Origin of the sequence: Clostridium weizhouense, assembly GCF_019431045.1 — a bacterium.
Taxonomy (GTDB): Bacteria; Bacillota; Clostridia; order Clostridiales; family Clostridiaceae; genus Clostridium; species Clostridium weizhouense.
Genome location: NZ_JAHXPT010000001.1, coordinates 360,494 through 379,270 on the forward strand (window position 1 = coordinate 360,494; position 18,777 = coordinate 379,270).

Genomic DNA, 18,777 nt, shown 5'->3' on the forward strand with positions numbered 1-18,777 from the left:
AATTCTAGAATAAAATCCTCTTTTATTATTTATCTTATTTTTTTTAATAACTCATTCATATCATCTGGCAAATCTGCTCTTAAAGAAAGTAACTCACCTGTTCTTGGAGAATTAAAATCTAATCCATAAGCGTGTAATGCTTGACGCTTTATTAAATCATCTTCATCCTCACCATATCCATATAAAATATCCCCATAAATTGGATGTCCTAAATGACTTAAATGAACTCTTATTTGATGTGTTCTACCAGTTTCTAAAAGACATTCTACTAAATCTCCTCCATTAAAGCTTTCAATGACTTTATAGTGAGTTATACTTTTTTGTCCTCTTTCATCAACTATTCTCATAGTTCCATATTCTATTCCTTCTGGTCTATAAATAGGTAAATCTATTGTTCCTTCTTTATCTTTTAAATTACCATGAACGATAGCCAAATATCTTTTTTGCACTTTTTCTTTCATATTTTTAGATAACATTCCATGTGAAAACTGATTCTTAGCTATAATAATAAGTCCTGAAGTATTCATATCTAACCTTGAAACTAGTCTAACTATACATTTTTGATCTGTTTCTTGAAAATAATTTAGTACTCCATTTGCTAATGTTCCACTTTGATAATTTTTGGTTGGATGAACTATCATAAAAGGTTTCTTATTAATTACTAAAATATCATCATCTTCATAAACAATATCTAAATCCATTTTTTCTGGAGTTATATCCTGACCTTCATTTTTTTCTAAATCTATTTTTATAATATCATCATTTTTAATCATGTAGTTCATTCTAACTACTGCATCATTAACAGATATTCTTTGATCTTTTGAAGCACTTCTTATTAATCTTGTAGATAATCCAAGATTTTCTTTTAAATACTCCTTTATTTTAATTCTCTCTTCAACACCTTTAACTTTTTCCTGTAAAATACTCATATAATTAAAATTCTCCCTCTTAAGAATGCTTTACTAATAATCCATATTTTAAAATATTCTTCATATTATAGTATAGAGCAAACTATCACTATATTATCAATATTTACTTAAAGCATAAGTATTTTATTAAAGCATTTTTGTTTATTCTCCAAAGTTTTTAAAATCTTTACCTAATATTATGACTATATCATAATCTTTGTATTCTAATTTATCTGGTTTTTCTTCATGTTTTCCAATTTTTATATCTTTATCAATCATATTTAGTATAACTTCATTATTCGATAAGATAGAACTTTTAGTTCTTTCTTCAATATTTCCAGTATCAATTCTCGTATATCCAAGTCCATTTAATTGTTGTTTTAACCCTGCTGCTAGTCCATTTATTTTTGTAGCATTTAATATTTTTATTGTAATATCTTTCTTTGATAACTCAGAAATATCTTCTCCAGATGATGATAATGATGTTATTGTACCCTTATTTAAGTTTTTATCAAATATCAAAAATGACTCTCCATTTATTGTTTTTGGTATTCCTTGTGCTGTTTTCATTGTCATTTCTTCAAGCTTTAATCCCGTGAATTTAAATCCATAATACATTATCTTACTAGGTGGCATATTAGTTTCTATATTATCACCTAAAGCCTTAAAAATACTAGGTAATCTAAATAAAATTAATGGACTTGTACATTTTTTTACTACTTTTGAAATAAACTTTTGTTGGTTTTCTATTCTATCTAAATCTCCATTTGCAAATCCAGAACCATCATTATTTTTTCTCCACCTAAAAAATTCTTCTGCTTTTTGCCCATCTAATTTAACAGTTTCTCCTGCTTTAAAATTAATATGAAGATTTTGTCCCTCATCATCATATATCATATTTCTTTCTATTGGCATCTTGATGCCTCCAATTGAATCAATAAATTCCCTAAATGCATTATAGTCTATTTTAACAATATAATTTACATTTACATTAAGTAGTTTTTCCACTTCTGTTTTTATTCGTTTTTCTCCTCCTATAGCATAAGCAGAATTTATTTTAAATTTTTTTCCATTAACTTCTATTAATGTATCTCTTGGAATTGAAACTAACTGTAACTTTTTATTATCTGGATTATAATTCAATATCATTATAGTATCTGTTCTCTTTATAGATGCATTCTCTGGTTGATTTGGATCTCCTATATCCGTTCCAAGTAAAAGAATATTTATAGGTTTACTAGAGGATACTTTAGTTGCTTTTATCATATTATTATCATTTATTTTTCCCAAAAATAAAAATGCTGAAATAAAAAATACTATAATAAAAGTTATTACTAATGCTATTGATGCTAAAATTAAATTTTCTATAATATTTTTAAATGTAAAATTCTTTAAACTAAACTTTTTTTTATTTTTCTTTAATTTTTTCTTCCCCACGTTATACCCCCTTATACAAAAAATATTATATTACTTACCTATATTAATATAAATTTTTATAAATTCTAAATAACAAAAAAATCGCTAAGCGACTGTGCAGCATCAATTTTTTTAGGCATGCACCCTTTCCAAACGTAGTGCAGGAATAATGGTGCAGCATATGATTATTTTTTATTCTTTAGGTTTTATTTCTTAATCTTTAAGTAATAATATAATCTAAATTATCCATATATTTTTAAAAATATAAATTCTTAAAGAATAAAATAATTTCTTGCTTTAATTGTATTTAAATCAATTAGCATATTTTTATTTAATAAATCTTTAATACTTTCAGATAAACCATATATAACACCTTTATCTAAATTTTCAAATGTAAGTTGTCTTATTTTTTCTACTCCTGGAAAATTTCTATTAGGTTCAATCATGTCAGATATATATATTATTTTAGTTAAAATAGACATATTCTCTTTACCAGTTGTATGCCATCTTATTGCATCTAAAATTTCATTATCTTCAATTTTTAATTTCTCTTTTGCTTCTATCGGTGCAATTATACTATGCCATAAATTAAAATTTTTCTTCTCAACTTCTGATAATAAAATATTATTTTCATTTATTATTTCTTCCATCTTATACTTACTTAAATTCTTAGCTACATCATGTGCAAGTGCTGCAATTTCTGCCTTTTCTTCTGAAATACCATTAAGTTTAGCTAAAGCTTTTGCAGTTTCTACTACTCCTAATGTATGTTCATACCTACTAGGTTTTAAATTATTTTTAAGATATTTATTTATTTCTTTTATAGATAACAAGCTTAGTCCTCCCTGTATAATTCATTTTTTTCTATAAAATTTACAACTGAATTAGGCACAAAAAAATCTATTCTTTCTTTATCTTTTATTCTTTTTCTTATATCTGTAGATGATATTTCAAGTTGATTTAGCTTTAAAACAGTTATGTCTACCTCATATTTCTTTTGAATGTATTTCTCTTGCTTAATTAATTCATCATTATTTATTCCACCTCTTGTAAAAACCACAAGATTACATAGCGATAATATTTTGGAGACATTTTCCCACTTTTCTATATCTATTAAACAGTCAGCTCCTGTAATAAAAAATAACTCTCTATCTTTAGATTTTAAATGTTCTAATGTTTGATAAGTAAAGCTTAACCCATTTTTTTCTATTTCATAACTTGAGATAGAAAATTCATTATAATCTTGTATTGCTAAGTTAACCATATCATACCTTAAAGAAGCATCAGTAATACATTTTCCATCTTTATGTGGTGGATTACCTGCTGGCATAAAAATTACTTCATCTAAATCCAACTGTTTTTTAGCTTCATATGCTATATATAAATGTGCATAATGGATTGGGTCAAATGTACCTCCTATTATACCATATCGTTTCATTGTATTGCCTCCTACACACCTGTAAATAAAGAATTCTATCTCTTAGTTAAAGAAAATCTACATCTAAAATCAAGAATTCTATTTATAGTTTCATTCTATTGTTTATTATATCACGAAGTAATATTATATATTAACCATAAAAAAAGTGGCTACGCCACGTTTCAATGAACAATTGACAGTTGACAATGGACAATTATTGTTGAAAGTCACAGGCTTTCTTTAATATATATTATTTATAAATCACTGAGTGATTTCATCCTACATTGTCAATTGTCCATTGTCAATTCAAAAATATCTCCATAACATTAGATTTTTTCAGCCTTTCAAGCTTCAAAAATTCTATAATTTCCTATGAATTAAAAAAATCACCCTCTTTTCAAATTTAATTCTTATTTGAAAAGAAGGTGATATAAATATTATTGATATTGTAATTAAAATATTTATTTTGTAGGTAATTCTATTTTAGGTTTATTTTTTGATTTTTTATATAAAACCATTTTATTTCCTATTGCTTGAACGCCTTCACATCTAATACTCTTACATATTAAATCTGAAGTTTCTCTTGTATCTAAACCACTATTTTCTAAAACTTTTATTTTTATTAATTCTCTTTTTTCTAAAGCTTGTGTAACTTGTTTTAAGAAGTTTTCTTCTATTCCATTCTTCCCAACTTGGAATATTGGAACTATATCATTAGCTAAACCTCTTAAATATGCTCTTTGTTTTCCTGTTAACATTTATTTTCCTCCTTAAAACTACATAGTTTATAACTTAATCTATGTAGTTCGAAACCATTTGTTTTTACTCTATATTTTAAATGAATGTTAATATTTTAGTATAAGGGCGAAGTGGCATTGGAATTTGCTTTTTAGAACTCTTAAGTGAAAGTCAAAATTTTATATTTTGTTACTTGAACTTACTCAGCGAATGTACATGAGTCGAGTTTCCTTTTAGTCTTACAATTAATTGCTTGTCATCAATCTGTGATTGGGAGCATGCATTAATTGAACTAAGCTTTATTTTAGAGTTCTTAAAGTAAATTCCTCTGTCCATGAGCTTTATACTATAATATCAACAGTGCTTTAAAATATAGCCCTTTTTTATTATAGTAGATATTCAAATTCAAAATCATTTAATCTTACTACATCTTCATCTTGTATGCCCATTTCTCTTAATTCATCCATAATACCTTTATTTCTAAGTACTTTATGGAAGTATCTTAATGAATCTGAATCATGTATATTTACAGCACTTAATAATCTATCTACAAATGAACCTGAAATAACATAAGTATCAAATTCTTCTCCTTCTTCAATAGAAATAGTGTATGTAAATCTCTTTTCTTCTGGTATATACATTTCATCTTCTGAAATTTCTAATTCTCTAATTGGAATATCCTTTAACATTCTTGCTGCTTCTTTTATAACTTCATCTACGCCATCTCTTGTTGCTGCTGACATTTTGAAAACAGTCTTAACTCCTAATTCTTGAACTTTCTTCTTAAAGTCTTCAAAAACTTCATCATCATAAAGTAAATCTGTTTTATTTGCTACAACAATTTGTGGTCTATCCCAAAGCTTAACAGAATATTTCTTTAATTCTTCATTTATTTTAACGAAATCTTCAAAAGGCTCTCTTCCTTCAACTCCAGAAATATCAACTATATGAATTAATAGTCTTGTTCTTTCTATATGTTTTAAGAATTGTATTCCAAGACCTACACCTTCTGCTGCACCTTCAATTATACCTGGGATATCTGCCATAACAAATGGCTCTATACCATCCACTGCAACGACTCCTAAATTTGGCTTAATAGTAGTAAAATGATAGTTAGCTATCTTTGGTTTTGCTTTTGTTGTCATTGATAATAATGTTGATTTTCCAACATTAGGGAATCCTAATAAACCAACATCAGCTAATAATTTTAATTCTAAAATTATTGATATTTCTTCTCCTGGCATTCCTGGTTCAGCAAAATGTGGTGCTTGCCTTGTTGGAGTAGCAAATTTTGCATTTCCTTTTCCACCTTTTCCGCCTCTTAACAATACGAATTCTTGATCTTTATGTGAAAGGTCTACAATTACTTTATTACTTTGTTCTTCTCTTATAATAGTTCCCATAGGTACTTTTATAATAAGATCTGATCCATCTTTACCATAACATTTAGAACCGCCTCCATTTTGACCATCCTCTGCTATGAATTTCTTCTTATATTTAAAATCTAATAATGTAGTAATTCCAGTATCAACTCTAAATATGATACTTCCACCATCTCCACCATCTCCACCATCTGGGCCTCCAAGTGGTACATATTTTTCTCTTCTAAATGAAACGGCTCCATCTCCGCCTTTTCCTGATTTTATAAAGACCTTGGATTTATCTATAAACATATAATCACCCTCCTTAAATAAATTATCTTAAACAAATAATATATCTAAAATATATTTTTATTACTTAGTATTTCATTTGAGTTTATACTTTATTATCATACACTAAAATCTAATTAAATTCTTAACATAAATATACTATTTAAATCATTAAAGAATTTTTGACTAAAACTACTTTTATCCAAAAATATATTTTATTTATTAATATATATTTTGTTTATTAATGATTCTATATATATCTTGAAATTATTAAATAATTCTAATATATATATTTTTTTATTTCAAACAAGTAAACAAAATCAGTTAACAACAAACTATCAGCTGAATTTACTCACAAAGTATGATCTTAAATTAAAATATTAAAGCATAATATTTATTATCTTTTTTAAATTATGCTTTAATAAATTATAATCCACGATATTTATGTAAATTAAGGCACATAAAATAAAATAACAGATTAAAGATACTTTAATATTTTGTATCAGACAAGTATGTAAGTTTAAATTGCTAAAATAGTATAAACTAACTAAGAATTGCACTGGTCTGTTATTTTCTAATGTGCCTAAAAATATAATATATATATAACTTAAAAAGCACCCTTTTAAAAAGGGTGCTTTATTAAAAATAATTATTCAGCTATTGCTTCAACGTCTGTTGGGTAAACACTAGCTTTTTTCTTATCTCTACCCATTCTTTCAAATCTAACTATTCCGTCGATCTTTGCGAATAAAGTATCATCTTTACCCCTTCCAACGTTGTTACCTGGATGTACCTTAGTTCCTCTTTGTCTTACTATGATATTTCCAGCAAGAACAAATTCTCCGTCTGCAGATTTAACTCCTAATCTCTTTGATTCTGAGTCTCTACCATTCTTAGAACTACCTACTCCTTTTTTGTGAGCGAATAATTGAAGGTTCATAATTAACATGTGACTACACCTCCTCTTTCAATAAAGTTATATACTCTTTACGTTTCTTACATCCAAACATTTGATCTAAACCTAAAATTACACTTTCTAAGCTTTTTTCAAAAGTTTTCAGTAAAACCTGCGATTGTTCTATTTCTTCTTTGTTAAAATCATTAAGATCTAACTTTAAGTATCCATCATTGATTTCATAAGTTGAATTAAGTTTTAAAACTTCATCCAATCCAATAATTACACTTTGTGATAAAACTGAAACAGAATTACATATCATATCAAAGGTCTCACCAACTAAAGAAACATCATTTCTGAAATCTCTATCAGCTGACAATGCATGATTATTGATTACAAATCCAACAATATTACTACTATCATAACTAAAAGTTACTTTAATCATAATATTAAGCTTCTATCTTTTCGATTACTAACTTAGTGTAAGGTTGTCTGTGTCCATTCTTTCTTCTATAGTCTTTCTTAGCTTTATACTTGAAAACTACAACTTTCTTTTGCTTGCCTTGAGCTGCAACTTTAGCTACAACCTTAGCTCCTTCGACAACTGGTGCACCTACTTTTATAGTTTCACCATTTCCTACTGCTAGAACTTCTGTTAATTCAACTGTTGAGTCAACTTCAGCGTTAAGTTTTTCAACGTATATTACGTCTCCTTCTTGAACTCTGTATTGCTTTCCTCCTGTTGCTAATACTGCGTACATTAAAACACCTCCTCAATAACGGTCTCGCCACTTTCGGTACAAAATATTATTTTGTTTACTAAAAAACCTTATGTGAGCGGTCTACAAAAGCCATTCTATCACATTATTGTTTCTTTGTAAATTAAAATCTACGATTTTATATATTTTTTATACATAATATATTAAATTTAAGTAAATCTTGATATTTTAATATAAAAACAAACTAAAATTTTAATTCCAAAAACTAATTTATATAACTTACATTCCTCTTTATATACATAATTTATATAATTAATAATATGTTGAAAATTTAAATATATAAACGTTAATTTAAACTTACTCTATAACTCGAAACATTGTCTTTTTGACTTTGAAAAATTAATGGCTCAACTTTAAATCCCTCTATATTATCTACATAATTTAAATAAATTTCTTTATTAAGTCCTTCAATCTCTGTTATAAAATTAAATAAATCTCCCTGAATTCTTTCTCTATAAATACTATCAACTTCTATATAAAAGCACTCTATTGAATTTTCTTCTTGTATCCTTAAAATTTCATTTCTTATAAGACCTTGAATATAAGAAAGTTTTAAAATCATACCATTCCCCTTACATAATCCACAGTTTTCTTCCATATATTCATATATGCTTTTTCCTTGTCTTTTTCTAGCTATTTGAACTAAATCAAGTTCTGTAAATGGGAATATTTTTATATTACCCTTATCTGATGATAAACTTTCTTCTAAAGTATTCATAACAATACTTTTTTGGTTTCTATCTCTCATATCTATAAAATCAATAAGAATAATTCCACTTAAATTTCTAACTCTTATCTGGCTTCCAATTTCTTCTGCTGCCTCTAAATTAGTTTCTAATATAGTCTTATTAAAACTTTTACCTTTTACGTTCTTTCCACTATTAACATCAATCACGTACATAGCTTCTGTTTTATCTATAACTATATATCCTCCACATGGAAGGTTAACCTTATTATGTCTTAATTTCAAAAGTTCTTTTTCCAGTCCATAAACATCAAAAAGATTTCTTATTCCAGAATACATCTCTAAAGTTAAGTTTTCTTCCCCTTCAATAAAAGAACCCACTTTATCAAAATCGTTTTTATTATCGACATATATCTTAATTGATTCTTTACCAATAGAATTTCTTAAAATCTTAAATAAACTTAAATCTTCTCCATAAAGCTTTTTTATGTCAGGTGAGTATTTCATATTTCTATCTAAATTTTCAAATTCTAAATATAGCTTATTAAGCTCTTTATTAATTTCTTCAATACTAGCATTAGCCCCTTCTGTTCTAATAGTTATCCCAACATTATCAATTAATTTTATATTATCTAATATTTCATTTTTCTTTTGCTTATCAGTTATTCTCTTAGAAAAATTTATCCCCTTTTCATAACAATTTAAGACAATATATTTCCCGGGAATACTAACTTTCGAGCTCAACTTTGCACCTTTATCATTTAAAGGTTCTTTAATAACTTCAACTAATATATCTTGACCTTTTTTTAGCCCTTTAGCTTTAAGCTCCTCGCTATAATACATATATCCTTCTTTATTTAATCCTAAATCAATAAAGACAGAATTTATTGAAGGAAGAATATTTTTTATTCTTCCCTTATATATTTCTCCTATTATAGGTTCATTTTTCTTTTCTTCAACAATACTTTCTACTAACTTTCCGTTTTCTCTTATACCAATACGTAATAAGAATTCTTTTCTTTCTATGAAAATTTCCTTCACCTTGATCACATCCTAAATGCATTTAGATATCATGTTATGTTTTAAGTGAATGTTGATATTCTAAAACATAACCAAACATTATTTTACTTATAGAATTTATTTAAATTCTGCTGCTTTATATAAAGGCAACAGCTTTTCTCCATTTAAAAAGTACATTTCTTCTCTTTTTATTTCAACAAATGATTCTAGTTTTGAATTTGAAGTTTTTTCTTGAATATATTTAACAACCAATTCTGGTGCTAAATGTTCTCTACTTCCTGAATTTAATACCATATTAAGTATTAGATCATTATCCTTAAGCCAAAATTTAAATTCTCTAATCATTGATTTTATATCAACTTCTTTTTCGCCTTTTTTACTTTTCTTTATAGTCACCCATTCTTTTTGGTTATTAAGAAGATTATTAAGTTCTTCTTCTAAACTATCAACACTTTCATAAGAAACCTTTACTATATATCTAGCAGCATCAATTAAAGCCATACCTTGTGGAACCTTTTTTTCACCTTCAACATAAGGTATTTTAGTTGCTGTTTTAAATTTTATTCCACTTGATGATACCGCATTTAATCTATCGACTATTTCTTTTTCATCTACTTCTTCTACAAGTACTATATCCATATATTCACCTTCTGAATATACTCCTACTGCTAAAGGTTGTGCAATAGACATAGTCATATGTGGATTAAACCCTCTTGAATATTGTATAGGTAATTCCGCTCTTCTAATATTTTTTTGAATAGTTCTCATTAAATCTAAATGAGAAATGAATTTAACATTTGATTCTTTAGTATATTTAATTAAGTATCGCACCTTCAAAACATTCTCCTTCTTTAAAATTCACATTAACTCCACATCCTGTACATCCTTTTCTACAGTTTTGAGTTAATTCTCCTCTTTTAGCTTTTTCATTTTCATTCTCTAGGTATTTTCTATTAACACCTATATTAATGAAATCCCAAGGTAATATTTCAGAATAGTCTCTTTCTCTATAAACATAGAAATCACCATCTATATTACATTCTTCTAATGCTTCCATCCATGCATTATAGTTAAAATATTCTGACCATCCATCAAATTTTGCACCTTTTTCAAAAGCTTTTAATAAAACATCACATAGTTTTCTATCGCCTCTTGCAAATAGAGCTTCCATAAATGATGTTTTTTGAGCATGATAATTATAATTTATTGCTCTAGATTTTAGTGAACCTTTAACAGCTTGAATCTTATCTCTTACAATCTCCATTCTTTCCATAGGAGCCCATTGGAATGGTGTAAATGGTTTTGGAACAAGAATTGAAGTACTTACTGTAACTCTTAAACCTTTATTTCTAACACCCTTAGGTACTTCATAATATTTAGCAACTATCTTTTCAGCTAATTCACCAATAGCTATACAATCTTCTATATTTTCATATGGTAAACCAAGTATAAAGTAAAGTTTTATTGAACTCCAACCTGATTCAAATGCACTTTTAGCTGCTTCTAATATTCTTTCTTCTGTTAATCCCTTATTAATTATGTCTCTCATTCTTTGAGAACCTGCTTCTGGAGCAAAAGTTAATCCTGTTTTCTTAACCTTTTGAATTTCTTTAATTAAGTCCACTGAGAATGCATCAACTCTTATTGATGGAAGAGCTATCGCAACCTTATTTTTCTCATGTTCATTCATTAAATCCTTAATTAAATATTCAATTTCAGAATAATCACAAGTACTTAATGATGCTAAAGAAATTTCTTGATATCCTGTATTATTAACTAATTCTCTAGCTTGTTTTACTAAGTCTTCTCTCTTCTTTTCTCTAACAGGTCTATAAATCATTCCTGCTTGACAGAATCTACATCCATTAGTACATCCTCTAAAAGTTTCTAATACTACCCTATCATGTACTATTTCTGAATAAGGTACTATAAACTTATCTGGGAAATCTACCTTAGTATAATTATTGATAATTCTCTTAGTAATAACCTTTGGTACATCATCATACTTTGGAGTAAATTCTTTTATTGTACCGTCTTCATTATAAGTAACATCATATAAAGATGGCACATATATCCCTTGAATCTTTGATAGTTCTCTTAAAAATTCTTTCTTTTTCCCCTTACCTTTATACTTTTTATAAAGTTCTAAGGCATCATTCATCATTTCTTCGCCTTCACCAATTTCAAAGAAATCTACTATATCATATAAAGGCTCTGGATTATATGCACAAGGTCCCCCTGCCATAATTATAGGTTCATCTTCTCCTCTTTCAGAAGCTCTAAGTGTTATACCTGACATATCAAGCATATTTAATATATTTGTATAACTCATTTCATATTGTAAAGTGAACCCTAATATATCAAACTTATCTAAAGAATCTTTTGTTTCTAAAGTAAATAATGGTATATTATTTTTTCTCATTTGTTCTTCCATATCTGGCCATGGTGCAAATGCTCTTTCACAATATGTATCTTTTCTTTGATTTATAGTATGATACAATATTCTACTTCCTAAATGTGACATCCCTACTTCATAAACATCAGGGAAACAAAATGCAAATCTTATATCAACTTCTTTTGGATCTTTAATAATCTCATTTAATTCTCCACCAGTATATCTACTTGGCTTTTCTACTTTAAATAAAATATCATCTGAAACTTTATTCATTAAAAATTTCCTCCTTGAAACACTCTAATATGTGCTTATATTTATCTAACTGTATATTCTAAATTTTGGTCAATTTTAAATAAAATAAAAGAAGTATGCTAAGCGTATACTTCTTATTTAATATCCCTATTCTAACACAATTACCTTGTATTTAAAACAATCTTATTCATCCCAATAATAACCATAATTATAAAATGGTTTCTTTTATTTAAATCTATATATACAAAAAAGCATAAAAAATAATCGATCAATATACTTAAACTATTATTTTCTTTTATATACTTAATCAATCTGATATTAATATAAGGCATAATCAGAAAACAATAAATTCATATGCCTAATCTGTCTATAAAATTTTATATATAGCTTTAGCAACACCGTCATTTATATTAGTATCAGTTATGTATTTAGCTATTTCTTTTACTTCAGGTATAGCATTCCCCATAGCTACAGATTCTGTAAATTCCATAAACATAGAATAATCATTAAAACTGTCCCCAAGTACTAAAACCTCATCTCTATTTATCCCCATATTATCTACTACTTTTGCTAACATAATTCCCTTTTGTGCCTTTTCATCAGTAATCTCTATATTATCTTCAAAAGATGATGAAATAGCTAATCCATTTATAGATTCTAATCTTTCCCTAGCTTCTTTAAGAATAGATAAATCACTATTAAAGGCAACAAATTTTCTAAATTCTATATCACTATTAAAGAATTCCTCTATATTAGAAATATATTTAAGTTCTAAGAAAAACGGATTAATTTCTGCTAATCTTAATGCCTCTTCAAAACTAGTACCTGGTTCAAATGATTGAATTCTGTACGCAATTTCTTCTAAAGCCTTTTCTCTTGTATCAGTAGTGTATACCCCTTTATTGGTCATAATTCTAAATGATATATTTATATTTTTTAATATTTCTATTATTTTGATAGCTTTGTTTTTATCTATGTTTATGCATTCTAATATATTTCCATCTTCATCTCTATATTCAGCACCATTCATAAGAATACATTGACATCTTATTTTACTTTCTTCAAGAAGTGGTTTAACACTATCATATTCTCTTCCTGTTGAAATAGTAAATATAATACCAGCTTGTTCTGCTTTATTTATAGCCTTTATATTTTCTTTACTTATAATATGTTTTTCATTAAGTAATGTTCCATCCATATCTGATGCGATAATTTTTATCATTAGAACCCCTCCTCTTATTTAGGCACATTCAAAAAATAATAGACCGGTATACTCACCTCTTTAGTCTATTATTTTATTTCATATGCATTATCATAACCGTATATCATTTAATTCTATCATAAAAAAACTAATAAGCCATCTATAAAAAAATCTAGCTATGTTTTAAATTATTTTATCTTGTAATTGCTAGGAATATCTCCTGTGTATTTTTTAAAATTATAAGTAAACTTTCTATAATCATTATACCCTACCTTTTCAGCTACTCTTGATAATGAATATCCCGCTTTTAATAACTCTATAGCCTTTTCCATTCTAAGTTTTCTTATATATTCTAAAAATCCAATACCTAGAGCTTGTTTTAATTCTCTAGATAAATAACTTTCATTTAAATAAACACTATTTGCTACAACTGTTAATGATATATCTTTATTATAATTATCATTTATAAATTTAATAGCTCTTTTTATAGTGTTATCTTCTAGTTCCCCTCTGTAGTCTCTTATATTTTCTATTGCTGCATCTATAAATTTTTCTAAATCATTTTTTAAATAGCTTATTTGCTTATAATCATTTTCTAACTCTATATTTTCTAGATTATCAATCGAAATATCTAATTCTTTAAGTTTTTCCTTGATTTTTAATATCAATTCAAACACAACTTTAATTATCACATTTTTCCTTATCATATAATAATTAAATATCTTAAACAATTTATTAATATTTCTATTTAATTCTTTTATATCTATATTTGATATATTAAATATTATCTCTGTAATTATATTGTTAATTTTTTCATAACTGCTCTGAAAATTATTATGTATATTATTTTGTTCTTCCTCTTCTATAATTTTACCGTATCCCTTATAAAAACATGTACTATATACTTCCTTAGCTATTTTATATAATTCCTTTAATTTTATTGGCGATCTAGGTTTAGTTATAGCTATTGTAATTATTCCTTGTGTACTATTTTTAATACCTTTAATCAATAATTCAAAATCTATATCCTTATTTTCATAAAATATTAATCCAATTATATTACTATGAGCTACAAATATATAACAATTTTCTATATTCTCTATTGCCCATTCTTTTATTTTCTTTATAATTTGTATATTTAAATTTTCTTTATTAGCATTTATAAACTCTTCATAACTATCATTATTTATAAGTACTAATCTAACATTCTTTGAAATATCTAAATATTTGTCCACTCCCTTAATAGAACTTTGGCCTCGCATAATACTTAAGAAATATTTTTCAACTGCTAATTCATCATACTCTTTCCCTTTTTTAATAAGTTCTACTGCTTTCATAATTGCTTCTGTAAATTCTGTTACTTGAATTGGTTTTAAAATAAAATCCAAAGCATTTATTTTTACCGCACCTCTAGCATATTGGAATTCATCATGTCCAGTTATAACTATAAATTTTACATTAGGCAAAAATTGTTTAATTATTTTAGCCATTTCTATTCCATCTATTTCTGGCATATTTATATCTGTAACTATAATATCTGGATTAATCTTTTTTGCCAATTCTATGGCTTCATAAGCATTTGTTGCCTCCCCACAAACACTACAATTCATATTTTCCCATGGAATTATACATCTAAGTCCTTTTCTAGAGTAGTATTCATCATCAACTATGATTACTTTAATCATCTATTTTCCTCCTTCTTAGGGACTATTACAGTAAATATAGTAAATTCTTTTTCTTTAGAATGAAATACACCATAACTTTCTCCATAAAATAATTTTATTCTTTTATCAAGATTTTTAAGTCCAATTCCCTCACCCTTTGTTTTACTATTTTCAATACCAACTCCATTATCTTTAATTTGAAAGCATAAATTATCATTACTTTTAAATCCATTAATAATTATAGTTCCATTTCCCAACTTTTCTTCTAATCCATGTACAATAGCATTTTCAACTAATGGTTGGAGCATTAATTTTAATATCATACAATCTAAAATATCTTCTTCTATGTTAATAATGCTTTCAAACCTATCTTTATACCTATAATTTTGTATAGTTAAATAACTATTTATTTGTTCTAATTCTCTTTTAACTTTTACAGTATCTTCATTACTATTGACATTATATCTAAAAAATTTAGCTAACTCATCTGTAGCTTTAATTACTGAATCATCTTCTCCAAGCCTTGCCATCCAACTTATTACCCCTAATGAATTATAAAGAAAATGTGGATTCACTTGAGATTTTAAAGCATTAAATTCTGCTTGTTGAACTAAAAGTTCCTTTTTGTAATCTTCTAGGATAAGCCTATCTAACTTCTTTACCATATGATTAAAACCTCTTGATAATTCTCCAATCTCATCATTAGTATGATTTTTTATGGATACTTCTAAATTTCCTTTTTCAACTTCCTTCATTAATGATTTAATCTCTAATATTGGTTTAGATATTTTTTTTGACATAAAGATAGCAAAGTATATAGCTATTATTATTACAAACATCGTTAATATGATTATCAGTTTTATGTTATTTAAAAATTCTTCTAAAAAATATTTCTTAGGTATTAATTCCATAACTCGTATCTTTTTTTTATTAGCACTTGTATAATAACCTAAATAATTTTTTCCATCCATTGATATATCTATCACACCAGACTTATCATTCATTTGAAGTAAATACTCAGAATTTAATTTAAAACCAGTAGAATTTTTATTATTCTTATCAGTAATTATAAAACCGTTATCATCAAAAACCATAACATTTGACTCTTTAATAAATGATGTAAACTCAAAAATCTCATCAAAATAACTATCATAAACATCTAAAACAACATACCCTATTATCTGCTTTGTTTCTTTATCTATTATTGCTTTTCCAATAGAAAGAACAGTATCTTTAGAATTTTCTCCATCTACTCTCCTATGAATTTTATTTATAACGACATCTTCATTTTCACTTAATTGTTTGTAAAAATCACCTCTTGAATCTTTATAAATTGGATAATAATAATTTGTAGTTGAAAATCTACTACTCTTGTCCAGATTTATAATATGCAGTGGTACTTCTGTACTTTGCGTAGCTAATATAGCAGTTGATATTTTATATAATTCTTGTGTATCATAAAATCTATCATCTATATTATTTCCCTTACTATTTCCTTTTTTCATTATTCTTTGAACATCATAATTATCTGCAACATAATTAACAATCTTCTCATATGTACTAATATTACTTTCTATCAATTCTGATGCTATTTTTGTATTACTATTTGTAAAAGAATATATTTTTTCATATGTAGATTTTATAATAAACACAGTATCATATATCCAGAGTAATATTAATGGTATCATTCCTACAATCAAAAATATAATAAGTAATTTCCTTTTGAAACTAAAATTCTTATTCATTCTATCAGGTCCCCTATTAACTTGTATCACTTTACCTTTAATTTCAACTTATTTTTCTATTACCATAATAAACTAATTCCATAAAAAAAGATAGAGACTTAAAAAATCCTAAATCACTATCTTTTTAATTGATTATTCAATTTTAAATTATAATAAATCGCTATATTTTAAGTGAATACTAGCATTTTAAAACATAGCCTAATAAATTAGTCTTTTACCTCATAAATTTGATTTATATACTCATTAGCTGCTAACTGTAATAAAAATTCATTTAAAGTATAAAATTTAGGAATTTTCACAGTAAGTAAGCAACTTTTTATCTTCTTTTTATCTTCATCTTCTTCCTGATAAAATTCTAAATTTATTATCTTTATACCATTGTTTAATATAGAGTCTTGAATATATTTCATAGTTTCACCTTTATCAGTATACTCTATATAAATTTTATAATTACCAGCATTAATTATAAATCTCTTTTCAAATCTTTTTAAACTTACCAATACTAATACTACTGAAATTCCTGCTAATATACTTATAGAGTAGTAACCTAATCCAATAGCTAAACCAATACAAGCTACTATCCATAATGATGCTGCAGTAGTAAGGCCTTTTATTGCACCTTTAGTATGAATTATAGTTCCTGCTCCCAAAAAACCTATTCCACTTATAACTTGAGCTCCTAATCTTCCCATATCTATTTTTATAGCATTAGCTAAAGCCTCATCTCCATTTATTAGTTTTATAGATTCATTGACCATTTCAACTTGTATTAATGAAATTACAGTAGCACCTAATGCAACTAATATATGTGTTCTAAACCCTGCTGGACTATTTGTAGCTTCTCTTTCAGATCCTATAACTCCACCAATTAAAATTGATAATATTAATTTTAATATAATTTCCTGTAAGGTCATAGATTTTCCCTTTATTAATTATATGATGTGAACATTATCTTCATGAAAACTAATAAATACCTCTTGATCTTCTTCATATATCTTTTTAATTTGTGGATTAAAATCTTCACATTTCAAAACTGAATTTTCTAATTGTATTGTATAATCCTGAAATGCTCCCATAAATGTTGATGCTATTATTTTTCCTTTAAATAATCCTTTTTTATCTATTTGAATTGCTTCTGGTCTTAATACTATTTTACATGAGTCTCCCTCTTTTTTAGTTCCTTTATAAGGTAAATTTAATTCTACATCTCCAACTTTTATAACAGCTTTATTATCCTTTATTGATATTATATTACCATCTATAAAATTTGCTGTTCCTATAAAGTCTGCTACAAATTGAGTTGCTGGAGTATAATAAATTTCTTTAGGTGTTCCAACCTGTTCAACTATTCCCTTATTCATTATTATAATTCTATCTGAAAGGCTCATAGCTTCTGATTGATCATGTGTTACATAAATAGCTGTAATACCAACTTTTTTCTGAATCTTTCTTATTTCAGTTCTCATATATACTCTTAATTTAGCATCTAAATTAGATAAAGGTTCATCAAATAATAAAACTCCTGGTTCCATAACTAAAGCTCTTGCAAGAGCCACTCTTTGTTGTTGTCCTCCAGATAATTGATTAGGATACCTTTGCTCCATTCCGTTTAATCCAACTAATTCTATTATATCTTTAACCTTCTTATCTAACTCTTCTTTATTCATTTTCTTTATTCTTAATCCATATGCTATATTGTCATAAATATTTAGATGAGGAAATAATGCATAACTTTGAAATACCATAGCTGTATCTCTTTTATCAGGAGTTAAATTATTTATTTTATCTCCTCCTAAAAATATCTCTCCTTCTGTAGGTATTTCAAATCCTGCTATCATTCTTAAAGTAGTAGTTTTTCCACAACCTGATGGGCCAAGTAGCGTTACAAACTCTCCTGCTTTTATATCAATTGAAATATTATCTACTGCTTTAAATTCAGAATTTCCACCATGAATTATATATGTTCTTGTTAAATTTTTTATATTTACACCCTTACTTCTTTGCATTTCTATC

General features: G+C 26.3%; 17 protein-coding genes. All 17 read right to left on the reverse strand.

What is annotated here, in order from left to right; all coding sequences use genetic code 11:
- Positions 1–29: 29 nt before the first annotated feature.
- Positions 30–929, reverse strand: a complete 900-nt coding sequence (locus tag KYD98_RS01710; RefSeq protein ID WP_219777860.1) for an RluA family pseudouridine synthase — start codon at positions 927–929, stop codon at positions 30–32.
- Between the two features lie 141 nt (positions 930–1,070).
- The gene (locus KYD98_RS01715) at positions 1,071–2,345 is read right to left on the reverse strand and encodes an LCP family protein (RefSeq protein ID WP_219777861.1); all 1,275 of its coding nucleotides are present in this window, start codon (positions 2,343–2,345) and stop codon (positions 1,071–1,073) included.
- A 251-nt stretch (positions 2,346–2,596) separates the two neighbouring features.
- Positions 2,597–3,157 carry a bis(5'-nucleosyl)-tetraphosphatase (symmetrical) YqeK gene (gene yqeK, locus KYD98_RS01720; protein WP_219777862.1) on the reverse strand — a complete coding sequence of 187 codons (561 nt, stop codon included), beginning with the start codon at positions 3,155–3,157 and terminating at the stop codon, positions 2,597–2,599.
- 2 nt (positions 3,158–3,159) lie between these two features.
- The gene (gene nadD / locus KYD98_RS01725; RefSeq protein WP_219777863.1) at positions 3,160–3,762 is read right to left on the reverse strand and encodes a nicotinate-nucleotide adenylyltransferase; all 603 of its coding nucleotides are present in this window, start codon (positions 3,760–3,762) and stop codon (positions 3,160–3,162) included.
- A 440-nt stretch (positions 3,763–4,202) separates the two neighbouring features.
- Positions 4,203–4,499 carry a ribosome assembly RNA-binding protein YhbY gene (gene yhbY, locus KYD98_RS01730; RefSeq protein ID WP_219777864.1) on the reverse strand — a complete coding sequence of 99 codons (297 nt, stop codon included), beginning with the start codon at positions 4,497–4,499 and terminating at the stop codon, positions 4,203–4,205.
- Positions 4,500–4,865: 366 nt separating this feature from the next.
- Positions 4,866–6,152 (reverse strand): GTPase ObgE, encoded by a 1,287-nt coding sequence (obgE, locus tag KYD98_RS01735; RefSeq protein WP_219777865.1) that lies wholly within the window; start codon positions 6,150–6,152, stop codon positions 4,866–4,868.
- Between the two features lie 625 nt (positions 6,153–6,777).
- On the reverse strand, positions 6,778–7,077 hold the full coding sequence (gene rpmA, locus KYD98_RS01740; RefSeq protein ID WP_219777866.1) for a 50S ribosomal protein L27: 300 nt from the start codon (positions 7,075–7,077) through the stop codon (positions 6,778–6,780).
- A 4-nt stretch (positions 7,078–7,081) separates the two neighbouring features.
- Positions 7,082–7,468, reverse strand: a complete 387-nt coding sequence (locus tag KYD98_RS01745; RefSeq protein ID WP_219777867.1) for a ribosomal-processing cysteine protease Prp — start codon at positions 7,466–7,468, stop codon at positions 7,082–7,084.
- A 4-nt stretch (positions 7,469–7,472) separates the two neighbouring features.
- Positions 7,473–7,784 (reverse strand): 50S ribosomal protein L21, encoded by a 312-nt coding sequence (gene rplU, locus KYD98_RS01750; RefSeq protein ID WP_219777868.1) that lies wholly within the window; start codon positions 7,782–7,784, stop codon positions 7,473–7,475.
- A gap of 304 nt (positions 7,785–8,088) precedes the next feature.
- Positions 8,089–9,528, reverse strand: coding sequence for an Rne/Rng family ribonuclease (locus KYD98_RS01755; protein ID WP_219777869.1), 1,440 nt, complete (start codon positions 9,526–9,528; stop codon positions 8,089–8,091).
- Between the two features lie 96 nt (positions 9,529–9,624).
- A complete protein-coding gene (locus tag KYD98_RS01760) occupies positions 9,625–10,338 on the reverse strand; it encodes a TIGR03936 family radical SAM-associated protein (RefSeq protein WP_219778008.1) in 714 nt (237 codons plus the stop codon).
- Entirely contained in the window at positions 10,322–12,175 is a 1,854-nt protein-coding gene (locus tag KYD98_RS01765) for a TIGR03960 family B12-binding radical SAM protein (RefSeq protein WP_219777870.1), read from the reverse strand. The genes KYD98_RS01760 and KYD98_RS01765 overlap by 17 nt, the downstream gene beginning before the upstream one ends.
- 346 nt (positions 12,176–12,521) lie before the next feature.
- Positions 12,522–13,376 (reverse strand): Cof-type HAD-IIB family hydrolase, encoded by an 855-nt coding sequence (locus KYD98_RS01770; RefSeq protein ID WP_219777871.1) that lies wholly within the window; start codon positions 13,374–13,376, stop codon positions 12,522–12,524.
- A 167-nt stretch (positions 13,377–13,543) separates the two neighbouring features.
- Entirely contained in the window at positions 13,544–15,040 is a 1,497-nt protein-coding gene (locus KYD98_RS01775) for a response regulator (protein WP_219777872.1), read from the reverse strand.
- Entirely contained in the window at positions 15,037–16,764 is a 1,728-nt protein-coding gene (locus tag KYD98_RS01780; protein WP_219777873.1) for a cache domain-containing sensor histidine kinase, read from the reverse strand. Before KYD98_RS01780 ends, KYD98_RS01775 begins: the two co-directional genes overlap by 4 nt.
- Before the next feature lie 206 nt (positions 16,765–16,970).
- A complete protein-coding gene (locus KYD98_RS01785) occupies positions 16,971–17,678 on the reverse strand; it encodes an MgtC/SapB family protein (RefSeq protein WP_219777874.1) in 708 nt (235 codons plus the stop codon).
- Between the two features lie 18 nt (positions 17,679–17,696).
- On the reverse strand, positions 17,697–18,770 hold the full coding sequence (locus KYD98_RS01790) for an ABC transporter ATP-binding protein (protein WP_258049568.1): 1,074 nt from the start codon (positions 18,768–18,770) through the stop codon (positions 17,697–17,699).
- Positions 18,771–18,777 lie beyond the last annotated feature (7 nt).